General features: G+C 30.2%; 17 protein-coding genes, 1 tRNA gene and 1 pseudogene. All 19 read right to left on the bottom strand.

Translation table 11 applies throughout. The features are described 5' to 3' along the window. Positions 1-168: 168 nt before the first annotated feature. Positions 169-861, bottom strand: a complete 693-nt coding sequence (locus HMPREF9127_RS02030; protein WP_009447870.1) for a pseudouridine synthase — start codon at positions 859-861, stop codon at positions 169-171. A 112-nt stretch (positions 862-973) separates the two neighbouring features. After that, positions 974-3,190, bottom strand: a complete 2,217-nt coding sequence (locus HMPREF9127_RS02025; protein ID WP_009447978.1) for a hypothetical protein — start codon at positions 3,188-3,190, stop codon at positions 974-976. Positions 3,191-3,611: 421 nt separating this feature from the next. After that, entirely contained in the window at positions 3,612-4,196 is a 585-nt protein-coding gene (locus tag HMPREF9127_RS02020; RefSeq protein ID WP_009448020.1) for a TetR/AcrR family transcriptional regulator, read from the bottom strand. Positions 4,197-4,340: 144 nt separating this feature from the next. Then, positions 4,341-6,401, bottom strand: coding sequence for an elongation factor G (fusA, locus tag HMPREF9127_RS02015; protein WP_009448161.1), 2,061 nt, complete (start codon positions 6,399-6,401; stop codon positions 4,341-4,343). 142 nt (positions 6,402-6,543) lie between these two features. After that, complete coding sequence (locus HMPREF9127_RS02010; protein ID WP_009448159.1) at positions 6,544-7,377, bottom strand: RnfABCDGE type electron transport complex subunit B; 834 nt, start codon at positions 7,375-7,377, stop codon at positions 6,544-6,546. Between the two features lie 10 nt (positions 7,378-7,387). Further along, entirely contained in the window at positions 7,388-7,963 is a 576-nt protein-coding gene (gene rsxA, locus HMPREF9127_RS02005; RefSeq protein WP_009447967.1) for an electron transport complex subunit RsxA, read from the bottom strand. Beyond that, the gene (gene rsxE, locus HMPREF9127_RS02000; protein WP_009448318.1) at positions 7,963-8,577 is read right to left on the bottom strand and encodes an electron transport complex subunit RsxE; all 615 of its coding nucleotides are present in this window, start codon (positions 8,575-8,577) and stop codon (positions 7,963-7,965) included. Before rsxE ends, rsxA begins: the two co-directional genes overlap by 1 nt. A 10-nt stretch (positions 8,578-8,587) precedes the next feature. Continuing rightward, on the bottom strand, positions 8,588-9,166 hold the full coding sequence (locus HMPREF9127_RS01995) for an RnfABCDGE type electron transport complex subunit G (RefSeq protein WP_009447784.1): 579 nt from the start codon (positions 9,164-9,166) through the stop codon (positions 8,588-8,590). Next, positions 9,166-10,623: an RnfABCDGE type electron transport complex subunit D gene (locus HMPREF9127_RS01990; RefSeq protein ID WP_009448123.1), complete on the bottom strand. Its 1,458-nt coding sequence runs from the start codon at positions 10,621-10,623 to the stop codon at positions 9,166-9,168. The genes HMPREF9127_RS01995 and HMPREF9127_RS01990 overlap by 1 nt, the downstream gene beginning before the upstream one ends. A 10-nt stretch (positions 10,624-10,633) precedes the next feature. Continuing rightward, positions 10,634-11,959 carry an electron transport complex subunit RsxC gene (gene rsxC / locus HMPREF9127_RS01985; RefSeq protein WP_009448365.1) on the bottom strand — a complete coding sequence of 442 codons (1,326 nt, stop codon included), beginning with the start codon at positions 11,957-11,959 and terminating at the stop codon, positions 10,634-10,636. A 318-nt stretch (positions 11,960-12,277) separates the two neighbouring features. Next, positions 12,278-12,363 (bottom strand) — tRNA-Leu (locus HMPREF9127_RS01980). 27 nt (positions 12,364-12,390) lie between these two features. Next, positions 12,391-13,182: an L-serine ammonia-lyase, iron-sulfur-dependent, subunit alpha gene (sdaAA, locus tag HMPREF9127_RS01975; RefSeq protein WP_141557503.1), complete on the bottom strand. Its 792-nt coding sequence runs from the start codon at positions 13,180-13,182 to the stop codon at positions 12,391-12,393. A gap of 97 nt (positions 13,183-13,279) precedes the next feature. After that, positions 13,280-13,942, bottom strand: coding sequence for an L-serine ammonia-lyase, iron-sulfur-dependent subunit beta (gene sdaAB, locus HMPREF9127_RS01970; RefSeq protein WP_009448168.1), 663 nt, complete (start codon positions 13,940-13,942; stop codon positions 13,280-13,282). Continuing rightward, positions 13,942-14,889 (bottom strand): tRNA modification radical SAM protein MnmL/YtqA, encoded by a 948-nt coding sequence (mnmL, locus tag HMPREF9127_RS01965; protein WP_009447735.1) that lies wholly within the window; start codon positions 14,887-14,889, stop codon positions 13,942-13,944. The genes sdaAB and mnmL overlap by 1 nt, the downstream gene beginning before the upstream one ends. After that, positions 14,883-15,329, bottom strand: a complete 447-nt coding sequence (locus HMPREF9127_RS01960) for a peroxiredoxin (RefSeq protein WP_009447844.1) — start codon at positions 15,327-15,329, stop codon at positions 14,883-14,885. The genes mnmL and HMPREF9127_RS01960 overlap by 7 nt, the downstream gene beginning before the upstream one ends. Next, positions 15,319-16,178, bottom strand: a pseudogene (locus HMPREF9127_RS01955) (Cof-type HAD-IIB family hydrolase). Before HMPREF9127_RS01955 ends, HMPREF9127_RS01960 begins: the two are co-directional and overlap by 11 nt. A 57-nt stretch (positions 16,179-16,235) precedes the next feature. Continuing rightward, on the bottom strand, positions 16,236-16,538 hold the full coding sequence (locus HMPREF9127_RS01950; protein WP_009448241.1) for a DUF1292 domain-containing protein: 303 nt from the start codon (positions 16,536-16,538) through the stop codon (positions 16,236-16,238). A 757-nt stretch (positions 16,539-17,295) separates the two neighbouring features. Continuing rightward, a complete protein-coding gene (locus HMPREF9127_RS01945; protein WP_009448063.1) occupies positions 17,296-17,805 on the bottom strand; it encodes a hypothetical protein in 510 nt (169 codons plus the stop codon). 219 nt (positions 17,806-18,024) lie between these two features. Next, a complete protein-coding gene (locus HMPREF9127_RS01940; RefSeq protein ID WP_009447931.1) occupies positions 18,025-18,660 on the bottom strand; it encodes a V-type ATP synthase subunit D in 636 nt (211 codons plus the stop codon). Positions 18,661-18,669: the final 9 nt, after the last annotated feature.

Genomic DNA, 18,669 nt, shown 5'->3' with positions numbered 1-18,669 from the left:
TAAAAATTATTGTTTCAGCATGTAAAAATTGGCTTCTTAAATCAAAATTATCTCTAAAAAACTTATTAACTTCTGCATTTCCATATTTAATATCTCCAATAATATAAAAACCCTTACTGCTTAAATGACTTCTAATCTGATGTGTTCTTCCGGTTATAAGTTTTATTTTTAGTAGGCTAAATTCATCATTATTTTTTCTACATAAATTTCTGTTATAGAGTCTTTACCGTTTTTAGAAATAGTAGATTTATTTTTTTCTTCGTCTTTTTCAATCTTTTCATTAATTACAAAATTTTTCTTAACTTTTCCACTTACAATAGTCTTATAATATTTTTCTATTGAATTTTCTTTTAATCTATTTAACTCTCTAAGCGCCTTTGAATTTTTTGCTCCTATAACAAGCCCTGAAGTATTTCTATCCAATCTGTTAATTATTGCAGGAACAAAAGTCTTTTCAGCTCTTGGATTATAATCTCCCTTTTCAAGTAAATATCCAATCATAAAATCCACCAAATTATTTCCATAATCTTCTTTAGATGATGCATGGGATAATAAATTTTTAGGTTTATTCATAACAATAATATTTTCATCTTCATAAACAATATCAAGTTTTTTAGAATATGAATATTTCTTTGACTTTGAAACAATCAGTTTTTCCAGTTCTTCTTCATAAATAAAAATATTGATTACATCATTTAAAGCTAAAATATAACTTGAATCAACCTTTTTTCTATTAACTTTTATCTTTTTTGTTCTCAAAAATTTTTGAATCATAGAAGTACTTGCATTATTCAAATATTTTTTTAAAAATCTGTCAATTCTTTGCCCAGAATCATTTATATTAACTTTAATATCTCTCATAAATCTCTCTCTTATCTAAAATTTCAAATCAATTAAAACAAATTATAACCGATAAAAATTTTTATGTCAATGAAAAAATCCCAAAGCTTTAACTTTGAGATTTTTAAATTAACTATTTATTTCTCTTTTTATTTATAGCAATCATTGCTCCGAAAAGTAATGTCGGAACAGCTAAACTTATTCCTGCAATAGAAGTTCTAGGTAATTTTTGTGATTTTTTAACTTCCTTTTTAACTTCTTTTTTGTTTTCATATACAATAGAGTATTTTGAGAAGTGAGTAGTTGTAAATGTAACATTTTTATCGTCTTGTGTAAAATCAAGACTTTCTAATTTCCCATCTTCATTTACATAACAAACTTCCTTAACTCTTTCACCTTTTCGTTTTTCCAATGTTACCTTATAATTTTGGTTTGGCATTTTTTCTGTATTATTTTTAAGAGTGAAGAAAATATCAAACAAATCCGCATTTTTATTTTTTAAAGCATCAACCGTATTTTTATCCAATCTCTTAACAATCAGCTTTAATTTAGCATTTAAACCATCGCCTTCAACAGTAACTTTTTCTTCGCCGTTTACAATCTTATTTACTTTTTCGTCAGGTTGATTTGAGTCTCCGGGCATATTTGGATTATTTTGATTACCCGGTTCTTCAGGTTTGCTTGGCTCTTCATCTTTAATTTCAAATTTTTTCAAATTATCCATTGCAGTATTTAATTCTTCAATCTTTTTAAGAGCATATTCGGGAATGGTTTCTTCTAATTCTATTTTTGATGCATCAATTACATTTTGCAAATCTGTTTTAGCTTTTTCAGCTTCTTTACTGTTTTCAAATTTAGTATTTTTTAAATAATCCACAGCTTTATCATATAGAGCTTTAAAATCATTATAAATTTGTGTTTTATCTACTTTTTCAAGTGTAAAAGTCTTATTATACTTATCAGGATTTGAAGTATCTGTTTCCTTGTCGTCTATTTCTCTTTCAACACTTATAACTTTTATATTTCCTTTGTCATCAACAGTAAAGTCCATACCGAAAGGAACAGATTTATGTTTAAACATTTCCATCTTTGAAATTGTTATATTGTATAATCTTCCAAAAGAAGAACCCTTTGCAGCTTCTCCTTCAAGCATAAAAACAACTTTTCCATTTTCATCTGATTTTGCTTTTCTGTATGAAGATAATCTTGGAGAAAGTCTGTTTATAGAGAACTCTACTCCCTTTGCAGGTGTTCCGTCTTTATATTTAGCATAAAATTCAACAGGAAAAGTATCAAATTTTTCAGAATCTTTATGAGATCCTCTAAATTCAACTATAGCATCTTCCACACTATTTACTTCTTTATCATTGATTTTTGTAATCATACCCTTTTCATTTGTAGTAAATTCAAAAACTTCAGTTTCAAAAGTCATTGTTTTATCTGTACTTCTAAGTCTTAATTGGTATTTAACATTGCTCTTAAAACCGCTGAATTTAACTTCACCTTTTTCATTTGTTGAACCTTGTTGAATAATATTAGGTATTGGATTAAATTCCATTAAACCGACTTTAAAATCAACTTTAGGTTTGCCTTCAAATAATACTCTAACTAAAACTTCTTTGGAGCCTTTAGCTTCTTCATTTTCCGGTTTTTCAGGTTCAGATGTAATTTTAACTAAATTCAGCTCCATAGATTCTTTTTCATCAATAGTGTAAGAGCCATCATCTTCATATACATCCAATCTTATATCTTTCATTGTGTAATCATTATTTTCCTTAAGTTTTAATGTATAAATTCCATCAGGAAGCTTTAAATTTAACATTGATTTATCAGAAGTTGCTGTTGTAACTAACTTTCCTGTTTCTTGATTATAAATTTCAAACTCATAATTGCCCATTACGACATCTTTCTTATCCCCGTTTTGAGTAGTTAGAATAATAGTAAAAGAAATTTCTTTTGCTTTTTCTTCAACTTTTTTCTTTGTAAGCATTAAGTTTACAATACTATCATAATTAGGAATTTCCCCATCTGTTACTGTGAAACTTACATCTTTCATAGTATATTCAGCATCTTTTAATCTTATAGTATATTTGCCGTCTGAAAGTTTTAAATTCAGCATAGACATCATACTTTGTACTTCTGTAATTTCACCCTTTTCATTTAGAATCTCAAAAGTAAAGTCCTTATTCATAATAGGACCGTTTTGGTCTGAAACAACAAAAGTAAAATCTTGTTTTTCTTGTGCATATGTAATTTTACTATCATTTCCTTGTGTAGAAAAAGCTGTTGTAGTAAAAATATTAAATGCTAGTAAACCAACTAGAAATTTTTTTAACATTTTTTGGTTCATATATATCCTCCTTGATTTTTTTATTATTTTATCATAAAGTTGATAATAAAAAAATCGCATACTGTAGTCGGATAAAAATCTATAATTTATTTTTTCAATTATAAATATCAGCATGCTACATTTAATCAATATCTAAAATTGTTTATAGTTTATCTTATATAAAAGTGTAAAAACTAAATCAAAGTATAAATTAATTAATATGGATATAAAACGTTATATTATTAAAATAGATATTATATTTACTCAAAGAATTTTTATTAAAAAATTTCGTTAAATTTTTGATAAAGTTAAAATTATAATATTTTATTAAAAATTTCTTCCAAAAATAATATTACAAAATTGTAATAATGTATTTTTTTAAATATTTTAAATTTAATAATTTCTAATTTTCCTATTACTCCACAAAAAAAGAGTAGTCAAACTACCCTTTCAAAATTTTTAAATATTCTATTATAACATTTTTTATTATCGCTCTATTCTTTATAAATTTACTTTTTACCTTTAAGATATCTCTTCCTAAAATAAGACTATTCATAAAATCTGTTAAAAAATCATACTCATCGTAATTGAAATCTAAACCAAATTTTTTAAAAAGTTTATTCAAATAGATAAAAGTTTCTTCTTTCAACTTCTGGAATAACTTTTCTAAATTTTCATCGTATTGCTTTTCTTGAAGAAATATAGTATAAACTTTAGAAAGTTCATTATCATCCAAAATTTTGTCCACAATAACTTCAGATATAATATCGTATTTATCTAAATTTTTATTTACTGACAAAAAATGATCAACTATTTCGAATCTATATTCACAACCATCTTCCATTAAGTCATATAGTATATCAGTGGTGCTTTTATAATATCTATAGACTCCACCCTTACTCATGCCACTATTTGCAATGACATCCTCCATAGTTGTATTATGAAATCCCTTACGAAGAAAAACGTCCTTAGCACTATATCTTATCTGCCATTTTCTCTCTTCTGCAGGTAATCTTTCATTTCGCATTTGTTTACTCCTAATTATGTAAAATTTATTTTAACAAAAACCCATCCTTAAATTTTTAAGGATGGGATTTATTGTGAAACAACAAGGTTCCCGATAACCCTCCAGATGTGAAGCATCGTGGAAGGGTTGGGTTCTTATAATTATCTATTTTTCTATCTTTGACTCTTCAATAATCTTTTCAGCAATATTTGCAGGAACTTCTTCATATCTATCAAATTCCATTGAGAAATCTCCTCTTGCTTGAGTCATTGATCTTAAATCTATAGCATATTCAAAAAGTTCAGAATGTGGTGCTTCTCCGATAACAAGTTGAGTTCCGTCCTCAAGCATTTCCATGCCTAAAACTTTTCCTCTTCTCTTGTTTAAGTCTCCCATTACATCTCCCATATAGCTTTCAGGAATTCTAACTTCAACTTTCATTATAGGTTCAAGTAAAACAGGATGTGCTTGTTCCATTCCTTTCTTAAATGCTAGAGAAGCAGCAATTTTAAATGCCATTTCATTAGAATCAACAGGGTGATATGAACCATCATAAAGAGTTGCCTTAACATTCACAACAGGATATCCCGCTAAAATCCCTTTTTCAAGACTATCTCTAATACCTTTTTCAACTGCAGGGAAGTAATTTCTAGGAACAGCTCCTCCAAAAACTTCTTCTGTAAATTCAAATTCTTCTGTTGTAGGTTCAAATCTCATAAATACATCTCCGTATTGACCGGCTCCACCGGATTGTTTTTTATGTTTTCCTTGAACATCAGACTTTCCTTTAATAGTTTCTCTATAAGCAATTCTTAAAGGAATAATATTAGTTTCTACACCATAAACATTTTTAAGTTTATCTAAAACTATTTGAAGTTGAACATTTCCTTGCCCACCTATCAAATGTTGTTTAGTTTCTACATTTCTTTCAGATACGAAACTTGGATCCTCTTCATGTAATTTATGAAGAGCTTGGGAAATCTTATCTTCATCATTTTTAGATTTAGGTTCTATTGCAAAATAAAGATTTGGTTTTGGATATTTAATCTTCTTATAAAGAGTTTTATTTTGCTTATCACAAATAGTATCTCCTGTTTCAGTTAAATTAAGTTTTGAAACAGCTCCAATATCCCCGGCAACTATTTCAGATGCTTCTATTTGAGTTTTTCCTCTTAAGAAGAAAAGCCCTGCAGCCTTATCCATCTCATCTTTGGTTGAGTTGAAAATTTCTGTATCTCTAGTAATTTTTCCACTCATAACTTTAAATATTGATATTCTTCCAATGAATGGGTCAACAACAGTTTTGAAAACAACTGCTGAGAAAGGTTCATTCACATCAATCTTTCTTACATTATCATCTTCATTTCTAAAACCTCTTTTTGCTCTTTCATCATTTGGAGCAGGCATATAGTCAGTGATAATATCAAGCAACATATCTATTCCAGCTCCTGTAGTAGCAGAACCACAAATTAAAGGAACAGCAGAACCGTTTAACAATGCACTTGTTACACCCTTCATAAACTCTTCATGGCTAAATTCTTCTCCTTCAAAGAATTTTTCCATAAGTTCATCGTCAGTTTCTGCTACAACTTCTACTATTGTATCATAAACATGATTTACTTCTTCAACTCTTATTTCAGGGATTTCAACTTCTTTTCTTTCAAATCCATCATATTCATAAGCCTTTTTATTTAAAACGTCAATAATACCTTTAAAATTTTCACCTTCGCCAAGTGCAAGTGTAAATGGAATAACTTTTTTGCCAAAAGCTATGTGTAAATCACTAACTACTTTTGCAAAGTTTACATTTTCTTTATCCATTTTATTTACAAAGATAATTCTAGGTAATTCAATACTTTCAGTATATTTTAAAACTTTTTCAGCTCCAACTTCAATACCATTTTGTGCATCTAAAACAACTAAAGCGGCTTCTGAAGCTCTAAGAGAACTATAAACTTCCCCACTAAAATCAAAATATCCCGGAGTGTCAATTAAATTTATCTTAAAGTCTTTCCATTCAACAGGTGCAACAGCAGTTGAAATAGAAACTCCTCTTGAAATTTCTTCTTTATCAAAGTCAGTTACGGTATTTCCGTCCTCAACCTTACCAAGTCTTTTCAAATTGCCTGTTTTATAAAGTAATGCCTCACAAACTGAAGTCTTACCACTGGCACTATGTCCAACTAATGCAAGATTTCTAATCTTTTCTGTAGAATATGATTTCATATCTAATTCCCCCTAACATATCATAAAATAGATAAATTAATACCTTAGAAATATTATAATATGGAAATGTTTTCAAGTCAAGTTTTTTTATAAAAAAACTAGAGACAACAACAAAAAAAGAGCGAATAATCTCGCTCTTAAGTTATGCTACTTCATTTACTTTTTCAGCCATTTTCTTTAATAACCCAGGATGAATTGCATTTGTAGGGCATTTATCTGCAGCTTGTAAAAGTAATTCTTCATCTAAACCTTGTTTATAATTTACAACAGCTAAATTGTTTTCAATAACAAATGCTTCCGGATAAACTCTTGCACACATTTTACATCCAATACATCCAACTTTACAAGCATTTTTAACAACATTTCCAGCTGCAAAACTCTTACATTTTACCATAACCGTTTGTTCATAAGGAACCAAATCAATTAAATTCTTTGGACAAATTTCTATACATTTATTACAAGCTGTACAATTTTCTTTATTTACAACCGCAATTCCATTTATCATTTCTATTGCATTAAATCCACAAACATCTTGACAAGTCCCACATCCTAAACATCCATAGGCACAAGTCTTACTTCCTCCTTGCATTGAGTTGTTTACCCTACAATCTCTAATGCCGGTATATATGTATTTTTCCTTTGCAAAATCCTTATCTCCTTGACACATTACACAAGCTACCATTCTTTGAACATCCCCTGCTTCTGTGCCTAAAAGTTTTGCAAGTCTTTCTACCAAGTCAGCTCCTCCGACAGGACAAGCATTTATTCCCGCAGTTCCTTCTGCAATGGCTTTTGCAAGACCGTCACAACCCGGAAATCCACAAGCACCACAGTTTGCTCCAGGCAATTCATTTCTAACTTGTATAACTTTTTCATCTACTTTTACAAAAAATACTTTTGAAGCAAATGCAAGTATCAATGCAAATAAAATACCTAAAACACTAAGTAACAAAACCGGTATCATTATTTCATTCATAATCTCACCTCTATACTAATCCCGCAAATCCATAAAATGCCAGAGACATAAGTCCAATGGTAATTAATGTAAGAGGAACTCCTTCAAGATTTTTAGGAACTTCTGTCAATTCCAACTTTTCTCTTATAGAAGCCAAACAAACAATGGCTAATAAAAATCCAAGTGATGCTCCTAAACCATTAAATATTGTTTCTAACAAATTATATTCTTTTTGTATATTTGTAATTGCAACACCTAAAACTACACAGTTTGTTGTTATAAGTGGTAGGAAAACTCCTAAAGCATTATAAAGATTTGGACTCATTTTTTTAAGTACCATTTCAACAAATTGTACTAAAGTTGCTATTACAAGTATAAACACGATTGTTTGTAAATATTCAAGACCTAAAGTATCCAATAATGTCTTTTGAATTACCCAAGTTACAGCACTTGAAATTGTAATTACGAATGTAACTGCCATACCCATACCAAATGCAGTTTCAACTTTATTTGATACACCAATCAACGGACAAATTCCCAAGAATTGTCCTAAAACATAGTTATTTACTAAAATTGATGCAACTAAAATTTTTAATATTGTAGCCATTAGTTACCCCCTTCTTTTTTAGCACTAACTTTTTTACTTAACATATTAAATCCTGCTACTAAAAGTCCAAGAATAATAAATGCTCCCGGAGCTTGTGTAATAACACCGATACTTACATAATTTTTTCCAAGAATTGGAAAACCAAGCCAAGTTCCATTACCTAAAACTTCACGAACACTTGCTAGTACAACCAATGCAAAAGTAAAGCCAACTCCTTGCCCAATTCCATCCACCATTGATGAAAAAACTGTATTCTTTGATGCAAAAGACTCTGCTCTCGCAAGGATTAAACAGTTTACTACTATAAGTGGTATAAATAATCCCAAACTATCGTAAAGAGCAGGTATATATGCTGCCAAGAACATTTGTACCAATGTTACAAATGTGGCTATAATTACTACATAAGCTGGAATTCTAACTTTATCCGGAATAAATTTTCTAAGGCTGGAAATTACAATATTTGAACAAGTTACTACAAATATTACTGATGATCCCATACCTATCGCATTTACAACACTTGTTGTTACAGCTAATACGGAACACATACCAACAAGTTGAACAAGTACAGGGTTGTTTGAAAATATACCATCAAAGAAAATCTTTTTTAATTTCATATTATCCCTCCTACTTTTCAAGTTCTTGTAATGCATCTATTGCAGCATTTAATCCGTTTAGAACTGCATTAACACTTATTGTTGTTCCAGTTATTGCTTGAATATCATTGTCTGCATCCGGATGTAAATTTTTTACCAGATGTTCAGTAACTTTATTTCCTACAACGCTTTTTGCGTATTCTTCAGTCGTTACTCTACTTCCAAGACCAGGTGTTTCACTATGTTTTAAAACTTTAAAACCAACTATAGTTTTATTTTCGGTATTTATAGCCATAAGCATTGAAATATCTCCGCCATAACCATTTTTCCCCAATGTTTTAAAAACATAACCTACCGTTTTATCTGATTTCTTCGCAACTTCTATTTTTTCTATATTTTTTATCTTTGTTTTTATTGTATTAAGTTTTTCTTCTTCAACAGTTTCAAACTTATCAGCTTCAGCAAAAACTTCTTTTAAAGCCGCCTCATATTGAGCCTTTTCTCTTGCTTTAATAACCGGAGAAGTAAAACTGTTTGCAAATGCAAGAACGAAACCTGCAATTGCAGTAATTAAAAACAATCTGACTGTCAATTTAATAGTTTCTTTCATTACTTTTTAACTCTCCCTTCTCCAAAAACTTTAGGGACACAATATTTTTCTAAAAGTGGTGTAAAGATATTCATAAATAGAATTGAATAACTTACCCCTTCCGGTAAACTACCAAAGTTCCTTATGAGTGCAGTTATAATACCACAACCCATAGCAAAAAATATTTGAGCTTTTCTATTAACAGGAGCTGATACATAATCAGTAGCCATAAAAAATGCCCCTAATATAAGTCCACCCATTAAAAGTTGAACCGGTAAATTTGCCACAGGAGTTCCTGTAAGAGCTAAAACAACTGCAGTTGTAGATATAAATACAAGTGGAATTCTAAGCTGAATAACACCTCTATACAATAAATATCCTGCTCCAATCAATAAACATATAGTTGAAACTTCTCCGATACAACCACCTCTTACACCTATAAATGCTTCAAGAAAATTTACTTGAGTTCCCTTTGATAAAGGTGTCGCATAAGTTGCAGCATCTAATGAAGAATAAGTTGAGGAATTTATCAAATTTGAAATTCCTGAATTAGGTGCAACATAATTTGACATTGCTGTTGGGAATGATGCCATTAATGCAGCTCTTGCAGCAAGTGCAGGGTTCATAAAGTTCATTCCAAGTCCACCGTATAATTGTTTAACGATTATAATTGCAAACATACTTCCAAGTGCAACCATCCAATAAGGAATAGTAACAGGTACGTTAAAAGCAATAAGCATTCCGGTAATTACTGCAGAAAAATCTTTAATAGTAATAGGTTTATGTGTCAATTTTTCGTAAATGTATTCAGAACCCACTGCAAATGCTATTGATACCAATGTAACCAATAATGCTCTAATGCCAAAGAAATAAATTCCGGCAAGTAATGTTGGTATCAAGGCAATAACAACATCTCTCATAACTGTACTTACTGTAGCTTCACTTCTTAAATGAGGAGATGATCCTACAAATAACTTCATTTGTGGTTCTTCATTACGTCCACCTCTTGCAGGTCTTTCACGCCTTTCTCTTGCAGGTCTTTCTTCTGAAGAATCACTGCTTTCTGCTGATCTCTCTCTTCTTTCTCTTGCAGGACGTTCTGTCCTCTCCCTAGGTTCTCTAGGAGTTCTTTCACGTCTTTCTCTTACAGGTCTTTCTGATTTTGTTTCTTCATTTGCTTGTGAATTTTCTGTTGTATCAGAACTTGTATTTTCTTTCTCAGAAACGACTCTTGATCTTCTTTCCCTTACAGGTCTTTCTGATCTTTCCCTAGGTTCTCTAGGAGTTCTTTCTCTTCTCTCTCTAATAGGTCTTTCTGATTTTGTTTCTTCAGTAGTCGAAGCTGTTTCAATATTTTCATTTTCAACTTCTTTTACTTCTTCAACATTTTCAGTTACGACTTCGTTTTCTTTTATCTCAATGTCCGTCCCATTTTCTAATTCAGAAGGGACTTCAACTTTTAAATCTTTTTCTTCCATAGTACCCTCCTTATGCTCTCTTTCCTTTACCTTGTTTTCTTACTTCAGCTTTTCCAAGTCTGATAGTTTCAACTAAAGGTCTGTTTGACGGACAAATATATGAGCAGGAACCACATTCAATACAATCCATTAAATGTAATTTTTCCGCCTCGTCAATTCTATTTTTCAAAGTATATAGCTGTAAATACAAAGGCTGTAAGTACACAGGACAAATATCAACACATCTTCCACATCTGATACAAGGACTTACAGCTTTAGGTGCGCTTTCCTCTTGAGTCATAAAAAGTAATCCACCCATAGCTTTACCTGTAGTTACATTAGGAGTATATTGTGTTTCACCCATCATTGGTCCACCTGAAATGATTTTTCCGGGTTCACTTTCATATCCTCCAATAAACTCTACAATATCGGAAACTTTTGATCCTACTCTAACCATAACATTTTGTGGTTCTTTTAGTGCATGTCCAGTCATAGTAACCAATTTTTCATATAGTGGCTTACCATGTAAAACAGCATCATTAATTGCAATTGAAGTATTAGCATTTATTACTCTTATGCCAACTGCTGAAGTAGAAGCTCCTGCAGGTACAACTATTCCGGTTGTAGCTTGGATAAGTCTTTTTTGGTCTCCTTGAGGATATTTAGTTTTTACAACACTTACAGTTACCTCAGGATAAGACTTTGAAGCTTCTTTCAATTTATCAATAGCAAGCGGTTTATTATCTTCAATACCTAAAATACCTTTTTTTGCTCCCATCGCTTTCATTGCAAGTAAAAGACCCATAACAACTTTTTCAGGATATAATTCCATCATAAGTTGATCACTTGTTAAATATGGCTCACATTCAGCGCAGTTTATTATTATGTAGTCTGTAATCTGTCCTTCTCTCGCTGTTAATTTAACATGAGTAGGAAATCCTGCGCCTCCAAGTCCAACAATTCCGGCTTCTTTTATGGCGTCTATTATGTCCGTCGCGCTTACTTCATCAATAGTTAAATTCTTTTCTTCATATCCCAATTCATCTAAACCGTCATTTTCGATAGTTATTCCTTGACACATAACACCTGTTGCAGTCATAATCTCATCAATAGATTTAACTTTACCGCTAACACTTGAATGGACATTTGCAGAAATAAAAGCTGAAGCCTCTCCAATTTTTTGTCCAACTTTTACCAAATCATTTTTACTAACCAAACAAGTAGCGGGTGCACCCGAGTGTTGTGATAGAGGTATAGTTACTACCTTAGGTACAAAACCGAAATTTATAGGTTTCGAATTAGTTAACTCTTTAAAGTCGTGGATATGTTTTCCGCCTTTAAAAGTGTTCACACTCACTTTATTCACCTCTTTTTATTATCACAATTTTTAAAATTTCTCTATAAATAAAATTAATAATATTAAAATTTTAGTATATAGAAAAGATTTTTCAAAAAACTTGTATTCACGATTATTTTACACTATTTTTACTTCAATGTCAATTTAATCTTAAGCAGTGAATTGATAAAAAGTAGCAAATCATCTTAGATTTTTAACTTTAATTATAAATATTTTTTATTGATAATTATTTATTGATTATACTATGAAATGTATTCTTAATTTTGAATCAATATTGATTTCTTCACAAAAAAACTCCGTTAGTTTTTCTAACGGAGTTGGTGCAGAAAAAGGGATTCGAACCCTCACAAGCTTTGCTCACTACCCCCTCAAGATAGCGTGTCTACCAGTTCCACCATTTCTGCATAAATCGGACTTAAAAAAGTCCGTTATTAACTTAATCTGTCCGGAAATACTTTACATTCCATTTTCTTTGCAGATGGACATGCTGCACATCCACCTAATGCAGTTTCTCTTAAAGTTTCAGGTAATGCATTTCCAACTTCATACATTGCTTGGACCACCTCGTCAAAAGGCACTATAGATTCTACTCCTGCAAGTGCAATATCACTTGCAACCAGAGCATTAATAGTTCCTGTTCCATTTCTTAAAGCACAAGGAAATTCTACAAGCCCTGCTACCGGATCACAAACCAATCCCAATACAGAAAGCATTGCAAAGGATGAAGCTGTCAAAGATTGTTCCGGAGTTCCACCATGTAATTCTACTATTGCTGCTGCACTCATTGCCGCTGCTGCACCACATTCAGCTTGACAACCACCTTCTGCTCCGGAAATTGTTGCATTTGTTGCAATAATTCTTCCAATTGTTCCGGAAACTAGAAGTGCCATTAGCATTTGGTCATCTGTAAAATTATATTTATCTTGAATCCAAGAAAGACTACCGGGTAAAATTCCTGCACCTCCGGCAGTTGGAGCAGCTACAATTTTTCCCATACCGGCATTTACTTCAGAAGTTGAAAAACCCCTAGCAATAGCTGTGACCATAGACTCTCCTAATATACTTTTTCCACTTTGTGCATATCTCAAAATTTTCTTTGCATTTCCACCGGTTATTTTAAAAGGATTGATTTTATCATTAGTTATAACATCGGAAGCTGATGCTTTCATTACTTCATAAGTTTCCCTAAGCATCTCTAAAAGTTCTTCTTTTGTTATACCCATTTCTTCAAGTTGGTGTTCCAATGCAATTTCACTAATTTTTTTATTTTTTCTTTACATAAACGTAATAATTGTTCTCCTGATGAAATCATATAACCTCCTACAATGGTTTTAAAATCATACAATCCAACATATCAGGTAATTTGCTTATTCTATAAATAGCCATTTCATCAATTCCTCCATCAATTTCCATAACAGCAGATGCAACTCCATCCTCCCTATTCATAATCAAACTACCGATATTTATCTTATTTTCAGCTAAAATTGTACTAACTTGAGCAATCATTCCATATCTGTCGTTATATTTAAGGATTATTGTATTATATACACCACCAAATTTAACGTCAACTCCATTAATATTTGTAATTTCAATGGCACCACCACCAATTGAAGAACCTATTACATAAAAACTATCCCCATTTGATTCAATAAATTCAGTCTTAACTGTATTTGGATGAGCAAATAATAAATCCATTGGAACAAAAGAAAAATCAATACCTCTCTTTGTAGCAATATCCAAAGCATCCCTTATTCTTTCGTCATCAGTATCATATCCTAATATTCCACCGACCAAAGCTCTATCAGTTCCGTGACCTTGATATGTATTTTTAAAACTTCCATGTAAATGAAAAATTACTTTCTTTATATCTCTTGCATAAATAATTTTTGCAATTCGTCCAAGCCTGCAAGCTCCAGCAGTATGGGAACTTGAAGGTCCAATCATAATAGGACCTATAACATCAAAAAGTCCATAGTTTTTCATTATTTTTTCACTACTCCTTCAAAATTATTAAACAAATCTCCCTGTTTAAAATGATTTTTCTCCATTTTTTCTAAAATTTCATCTCTAATCTTCCACCAACTCGTATTCCAGTTACAAAACAAGCTATTTTTTTCAGGAACACGACCAAGAAGTCTTTGTAAAACTATTTTTTCGTCTAGATTTCTTAAAAAAGAAATTACCAAGTCGATAAATTTCTCCTTACTTATTAATTCAATTTCTCCATTTAAGTACATTTCGCCTAAAACAGTATTTTTTACTATGTATAGCGAATGTAATTTTACCTCTTCAATTTTTAAAGCTGATAAAATCTTTGCAGATTCAATCATATCTAACTCATCATCCCATGGAAGTCCAACGATGATATGAGTACAAACTCTAAACCCAAATTTATGAATTAAATTAACAGCATTTATAAATTCAGCCAAAGTATGACCTCTATTTAACTTTATTAAAGTTCTATAATTTACAGTTTGCAAACCCAATTCAAAATCTATTTCTAAATTTCTATTCTTTTGAAAATTCTTTAAAAATAATAATTGCTCTTCTAAAATACAATCCGGTCTTGTTGACAGAGAAATCCCAATTATGTCCTCATCAACAACACTATCCTCTATCATCTTTTTAAAATCATCCATTCCAAGATATGTATTTGTAAAATTTTGAAAATATACAATAAATTTTTTAGCATTGTATTTTTTTGAAATATAGGCTTTATTTCTCAAGACCTGTTCTCTTACAGACATAGAGAAATGACAATTTTCAAAAGAACCGCCTTCCTCTCCACAAAAAATACAACCGCCCGTTGCGATATTACCATCTCTGTTCGGACAGCTTAAATTGAGTTTAACAGGCAGTTTATAAACTTTTTCTCCATAAATATCTTTAAGATATTTGGAATATGTTCTGTAAAAATCTTCCTCTAACATTCTAATTCCTTCAATGCTTCTAGTACTTTTATAGCATGGTCTTTAGCTTTTACATTTCTAAATTCTTTTAAAATATTTCCCTTATCGTCCAAAATAAAAGTGGATCTGACAGTTCCCATATACTCTTTACCACACATTTTTTTTAGTTTCCAAACATCAAAATGCTCTTGAATTGAAATATCCTCGTCAGAAACCAATTCAACGGTTAAATTATGTTTTTCAATAAATTTCTTATGACTGGCAAGAGAATCCTTACTAACCCCGATAATAACCGCATTTAACTTTTCAAACTCACTTTTAAGTTCACTAAATTGTATAGCCTCCAAAGTACAACCTGAAGTGTTGTCCTTAGGATAAAAATACAAAATTATCTTCTTTCCTTTATACTTATCTAAAGAAAATTCACCATTTATTCCATTAAACTTTAAATTACAAGCCATTTTTTTCTCCTAAAACATCCCTAAACAATTTCTTTAACTCAAAATATACTCCATCTTCATTATTTGTAAATTCAGTAATATTATTTGTCAAAGACTTTAACTCATCAATTCCGTTTTTCATCGCAAAACCAATACCGGAATTTTTTATCATAGATTTATCATTAAATTCGTCGCCAAAAGACACAACATCTGAAAGTTCAATATTTTTGCTTTTAAGATAATTAGTTACTGCAACCCATTTATCAGCTTTTTCAGATTGAAACTCCAAAACTTTTTTTCCATTAGGTATAAAATACCTATTTTTTACCAAATTATGCTCTTTATCAAACAATCCGTAAAATTCATCAATTTTTCTTTTTGATCCAAAAAGGCTATACATAAAACAGTTTGTAAAGAATTCATATCAACTTGGCTAAAATACTTAATACAATCTGTAGCAATCTTTTTGTCAGCAATATTTTCTTCAAAATGACTTTTCTTAGGTTGTCCGTCTTTTATGGCGAGATGATAACCGTCCACAAAAGAATCCACATAAACATAAGGATTCATTCCACAATCCAAAGCCTTATTATAAACTTCCAAAAATTTAGAATTTTTTACATATTCAACATTAATTAATTTGTTGGACTCCTTAAATCTGCTCATAGCTCCATTATTAGCACAGACTATGATATCTCTCTTTAAAGGTTGTAAAAATCCTGATGCCATATAAAAATGCCTACCTGTAGCGATTACGACCTCTATTCCATTTTCAATCAAATTGTCCAACAATTTAAAACTCCGCGCAGATATCTTTTTATCATCATCCAATAGAGTTCCATCTAAATCTAAACAAACTGCCTTTAACATAAATACCTCATTTATTAAAAAAATAAAGTGCCGATAACGGCACTTCGTGGACTAATCTTATTCTTCGTCTTCTTCAACTAAAGCGTCAAATGCGTCAGAAACCTTATTGAATTCTTCATCATCTTCGATTTCTTCAACTTCATATTCTCCGTCTTCTTTTTCTATATATTTGCAAAGTAAGATACTTCCGTCTTCTTGACTTTGAAGTGCAATATATTCTTTTTCTTCAACTTCAAAAACTCCAATAACTTCAAAAGTTTCTTCTTTTCCATCTTCGTTTTCAAAAACTAATAATTCAGCTTCCATTTCTTCTTCGCAACCGCAACCACAGCCACATCCACAGCCTTTGTTTTCTTCCATTTTGTATGTCCTCCTTAAAATTTTTAAAATCTTAAATTTTAAATTGATAAAAGATATTTTTCATAAAAATATGAAATACATATCTACAATAATGATACCACATTTTTCAAAAAAACATAGCTTTTTAAAATATTTTTTTAATAATATTTTTTAAAAAAATATTTTATTCACAATTTTTTATTGATAATGTTAAAATAAACCAATTTTTCCTGATTTCCTATTCAAAAATTAAAGTTATCCCATATTATTATAAAAGTTATCCACAAAATAAAGGTCAAAATATCCACTTATCCACAAGTTATTCAACTTATCCACAATTTTACAAAAACACTTTACTTTTTTTATTATCATTTAATCACATATAATAAAATTATGAAGTGATAAATTTACCTATATATAAATTAAGACAATTGAAAAACTTTCCTTTGTTTATAATATCAAGCATCTTTACAATACAATAAAAAAGTTTATCAAATATAAATATGATAAACTCATTTATTACTATACTTATTTTTTATTAACAGAATTACCTTATACAAATTTTCTATCAACTACATAATGTAATATTTTAACTTTTATTAATTTTTTTGATTTTTAAATAACTCTAAATAAAGTGTATAAACATTATATGCAAATGTTGCAATTGCAACTAGATAAATAATAATTGCAATATATAGCATAAATGTTGAAAAATTCTTAATAGATATTTTTAAAATTAAGCTACTGATAATAGCAATCGCATTTCCACCCAAAAAGTTTATATTTGTTGTTTTTTTATAAAATCTTTTCTTTTTTCAAGAACTACAGTTTTATAGTAAATAACTGCAATTAAAACTATTGATAAAAAAATCAAAAAATGAGAAAAATCTCTAAGTTTAACAATTGTCTTTAAAGATTCTATCTTGGACATAGTCTTAGCAAAACCTGATAGGACATTTTCTGAATTAATTTTCAAACTTTTATAACTACCTAATCCTATAAGTTTAATAACTATATAAAGCAGATTGAGTACAAAAACTGCTGAAATTCCTCCCATAATGTATTCTAACAAATTTTTCTTAGAAATAATTTTATCAAACTTTTCTTTAAAATCAACTTTGCTCTCTACAACCTTGTCAAAATTACCCTTATCTTCAATATCTTTTACTTCAACATTTTCATTTACTGTTTCCTGTTCTTCAGTTTTTTCAGTTTCAATTTCTGTTTTATTTTCCTTTTCTTCTAAGTTTTTGTCAATTTCTAAATCATCTTTTTTTAAATTGTCCATAATATCCCTCCTCAAAATAAATCATATAACTTTTATTATATTATGTTATTATGTTATTACCGTTATATTATACTACTATATAACAACTTTTTCAAGTGATTCAAACAGAGTGTATAAAAAATAAGAACCCCACCCTTCCACGATGCTTCGCATCGGCTGGGTGCCCGGGAACCTTGTTGTTTCACAATAAAAAGCTGTTGCAATTTGCAACAGCTTTTCCTATACTTGTTTAGCTATAATATCCTTAACTTTCATAAGTCTTGTAATAGTAGCTCTTTCGTTTTCATCTAATTTCATTCTGATGAATTTAATTGTTTCTTCCAAGTCCGGAATTGTTCTATACTCAAGAGCATTTACTCTTCTACGAGTCTTTTCAATTTCATCTGCCATTAGTTGACAAGCTTTTTCAACTTCTGCAAGTTCTAAAAGCTTATCCATTATTGAATGTAATTCTAAAATTGCATCGTCAAGTTCAGAAGATGTTTGAGCATAACCATAAGGGAAAATTGCTCCACTTGATTCCGTTCTATCGAATTCCATTTTAGGAATATTTACACTCATTACATTTTTTGTCTCAATGGCAACGGATACCTGTTCTTTCGGAAAGGCAACAGCTTGTTCCAAAAATTCGGGACTCATAACAGCACTTGCTAAAAGAAAAGATTTGAATGAATTTGAAAGTTCTTCTTCAACTTCAAGACGAAGTTTTTTATTTTTTCTAACCATTTCTATAAATCTTCTCATAAGTTCATCTTGTTTATCTTTAAGAAGTTTATGACCTCTTTTAGCAGTTACAAGTCTTCCTTTAAGATTTGAAAGAGCCATACGTGTAGGATTTACATTTAGCTTTGCCATCTATATCTC

The sequence above is a fragment of the Parvimonas sp. oral taxon 393 str. F0440 genome (assembly GCA_000223315.2).
GTDB lineage: Bacteria > Bacillota > Clostridia > Tissierellales > Peptoniphilaceae > Parvimonas.
The sequence above is the reverse complement of the archived record's forward strand: the minus strand, read 5'-3'. Positions and strand labels throughout refer to the sequence as shown.

Excerpts from the sequence above, each read along its gene's own strand:
- HMPREF9127_RS02030 (WP_009447870.1), bottom strand. The coding sequence starts at position 861 with ATGAGAGATATTAAAGTTAATATAAATGATTCTGGGCAAAGAATTGAC.
- HMPREF9127_RS02025 (WP_009447978.1), bottom strand. The coding sequence starts at position 3,190 with ATGAACCAAAAAATGTTAAAAAAATTTCTAGTTGGTTTACTAGCATTT.
- HMPREF9127_RS02020 (WP_009448020.1), bottom strand. The coding sequence starts at position 4,196 with ATGCGAAATGAAAGATTACCTGCAGAAGAGAGAAAATGGCAGATAAGA.
- fusA (WP_009448161.1), bottom strand. The coding sequence starts at position 6,401 with ATGAAATCATATTCTACAGAAAAGATTAGAAATCTTGCATTAGTTGGA.
- HMPREF9127_RS02010 (WP_009448159.1), bottom strand. The coding sequence starts at position 7,377 with ATGAATGAAATAATGATACCGGTTTTGTTACTTAGTGTTTTAGGTATT.
- rsxA (WP_009447967.1), bottom strand. The coding sequence starts at position 7,963 with ATGGCTACAATATTAAAAATTTTAGTTGCATCAATTTTAGTAAATAAC.
- rsxE (WP_009448318.1), bottom strand. The coding sequence starts at position 8,577 with ATGAAATTAAAAAAGATTTTCTTTGATGGTATATTTTCAAACAACCCT.
- HMPREF9127_RS01995 (WP_009447784.1), bottom strand. The coding sequence starts at position 9,166 with ATGAAAGAAACTATTAAATTGACAGTCAGATTGTTTTTAATTACTGCA.
- HMPREF9127_RS01990 (WP_009448123.1), bottom strand. The coding sequence starts at position 10,623 with ATGGAAGAAAAAGATTTAAAAGTTGAAGTCCCTTCTGAATTAGAAAAT.
- sdaAA (WP_141557503.1), bottom strand. The coding sequence starts at position 13,182 with ATGGGTATAACAAAAGAAGAACTTTTAGAGATGCTTAGGGAAACTTAT.
- sdaAB (WP_009448168.1), bottom strand. The coding sequence starts at position 13,942 with ATGAAAAACTATGGACTTTTTGATGTTATAGGTCCTATTATGATTGGA.
- mnmL (WP_009447735.1), bottom strand. The coding sequence starts at position 14,889 with ATGTTAGAGGAAGATTTTTACAGAACATATTCCAAATATCTTAAAGAT.
- HMPREF9127_RS01960 (WP_009447844.1), bottom strand. The coding sequence starts at position 15,329 with ATGGCTTGTAATTTAAAGTTTAATGGAATAAATGGTGAATTTTCTTTA.
- HMPREF9127_RS01950 (WP_009448241.1), bottom strand. The coding sequence starts at position 16,538 with ATGGAAGAAAACAAAGGCTGTGGATGTGGCTGTGGTTGCGGTTGCGAA.
- HMPREF9127_RS01945 (WP_009448063.1), bottom strand. The coding sequence starts at position 17,805 with ATGGACAATTTAAAAAAAGATGATTTAGAAATTGACAAAAACTTAGAA.
- HMPREF9127_RS01940 (WP_009447931.1), bottom strand. The coding sequence starts at position 18,660 with ATGGCAAAGCTAAATGTAAATCCTACACGTATGGCTCTTTCAAATCTT.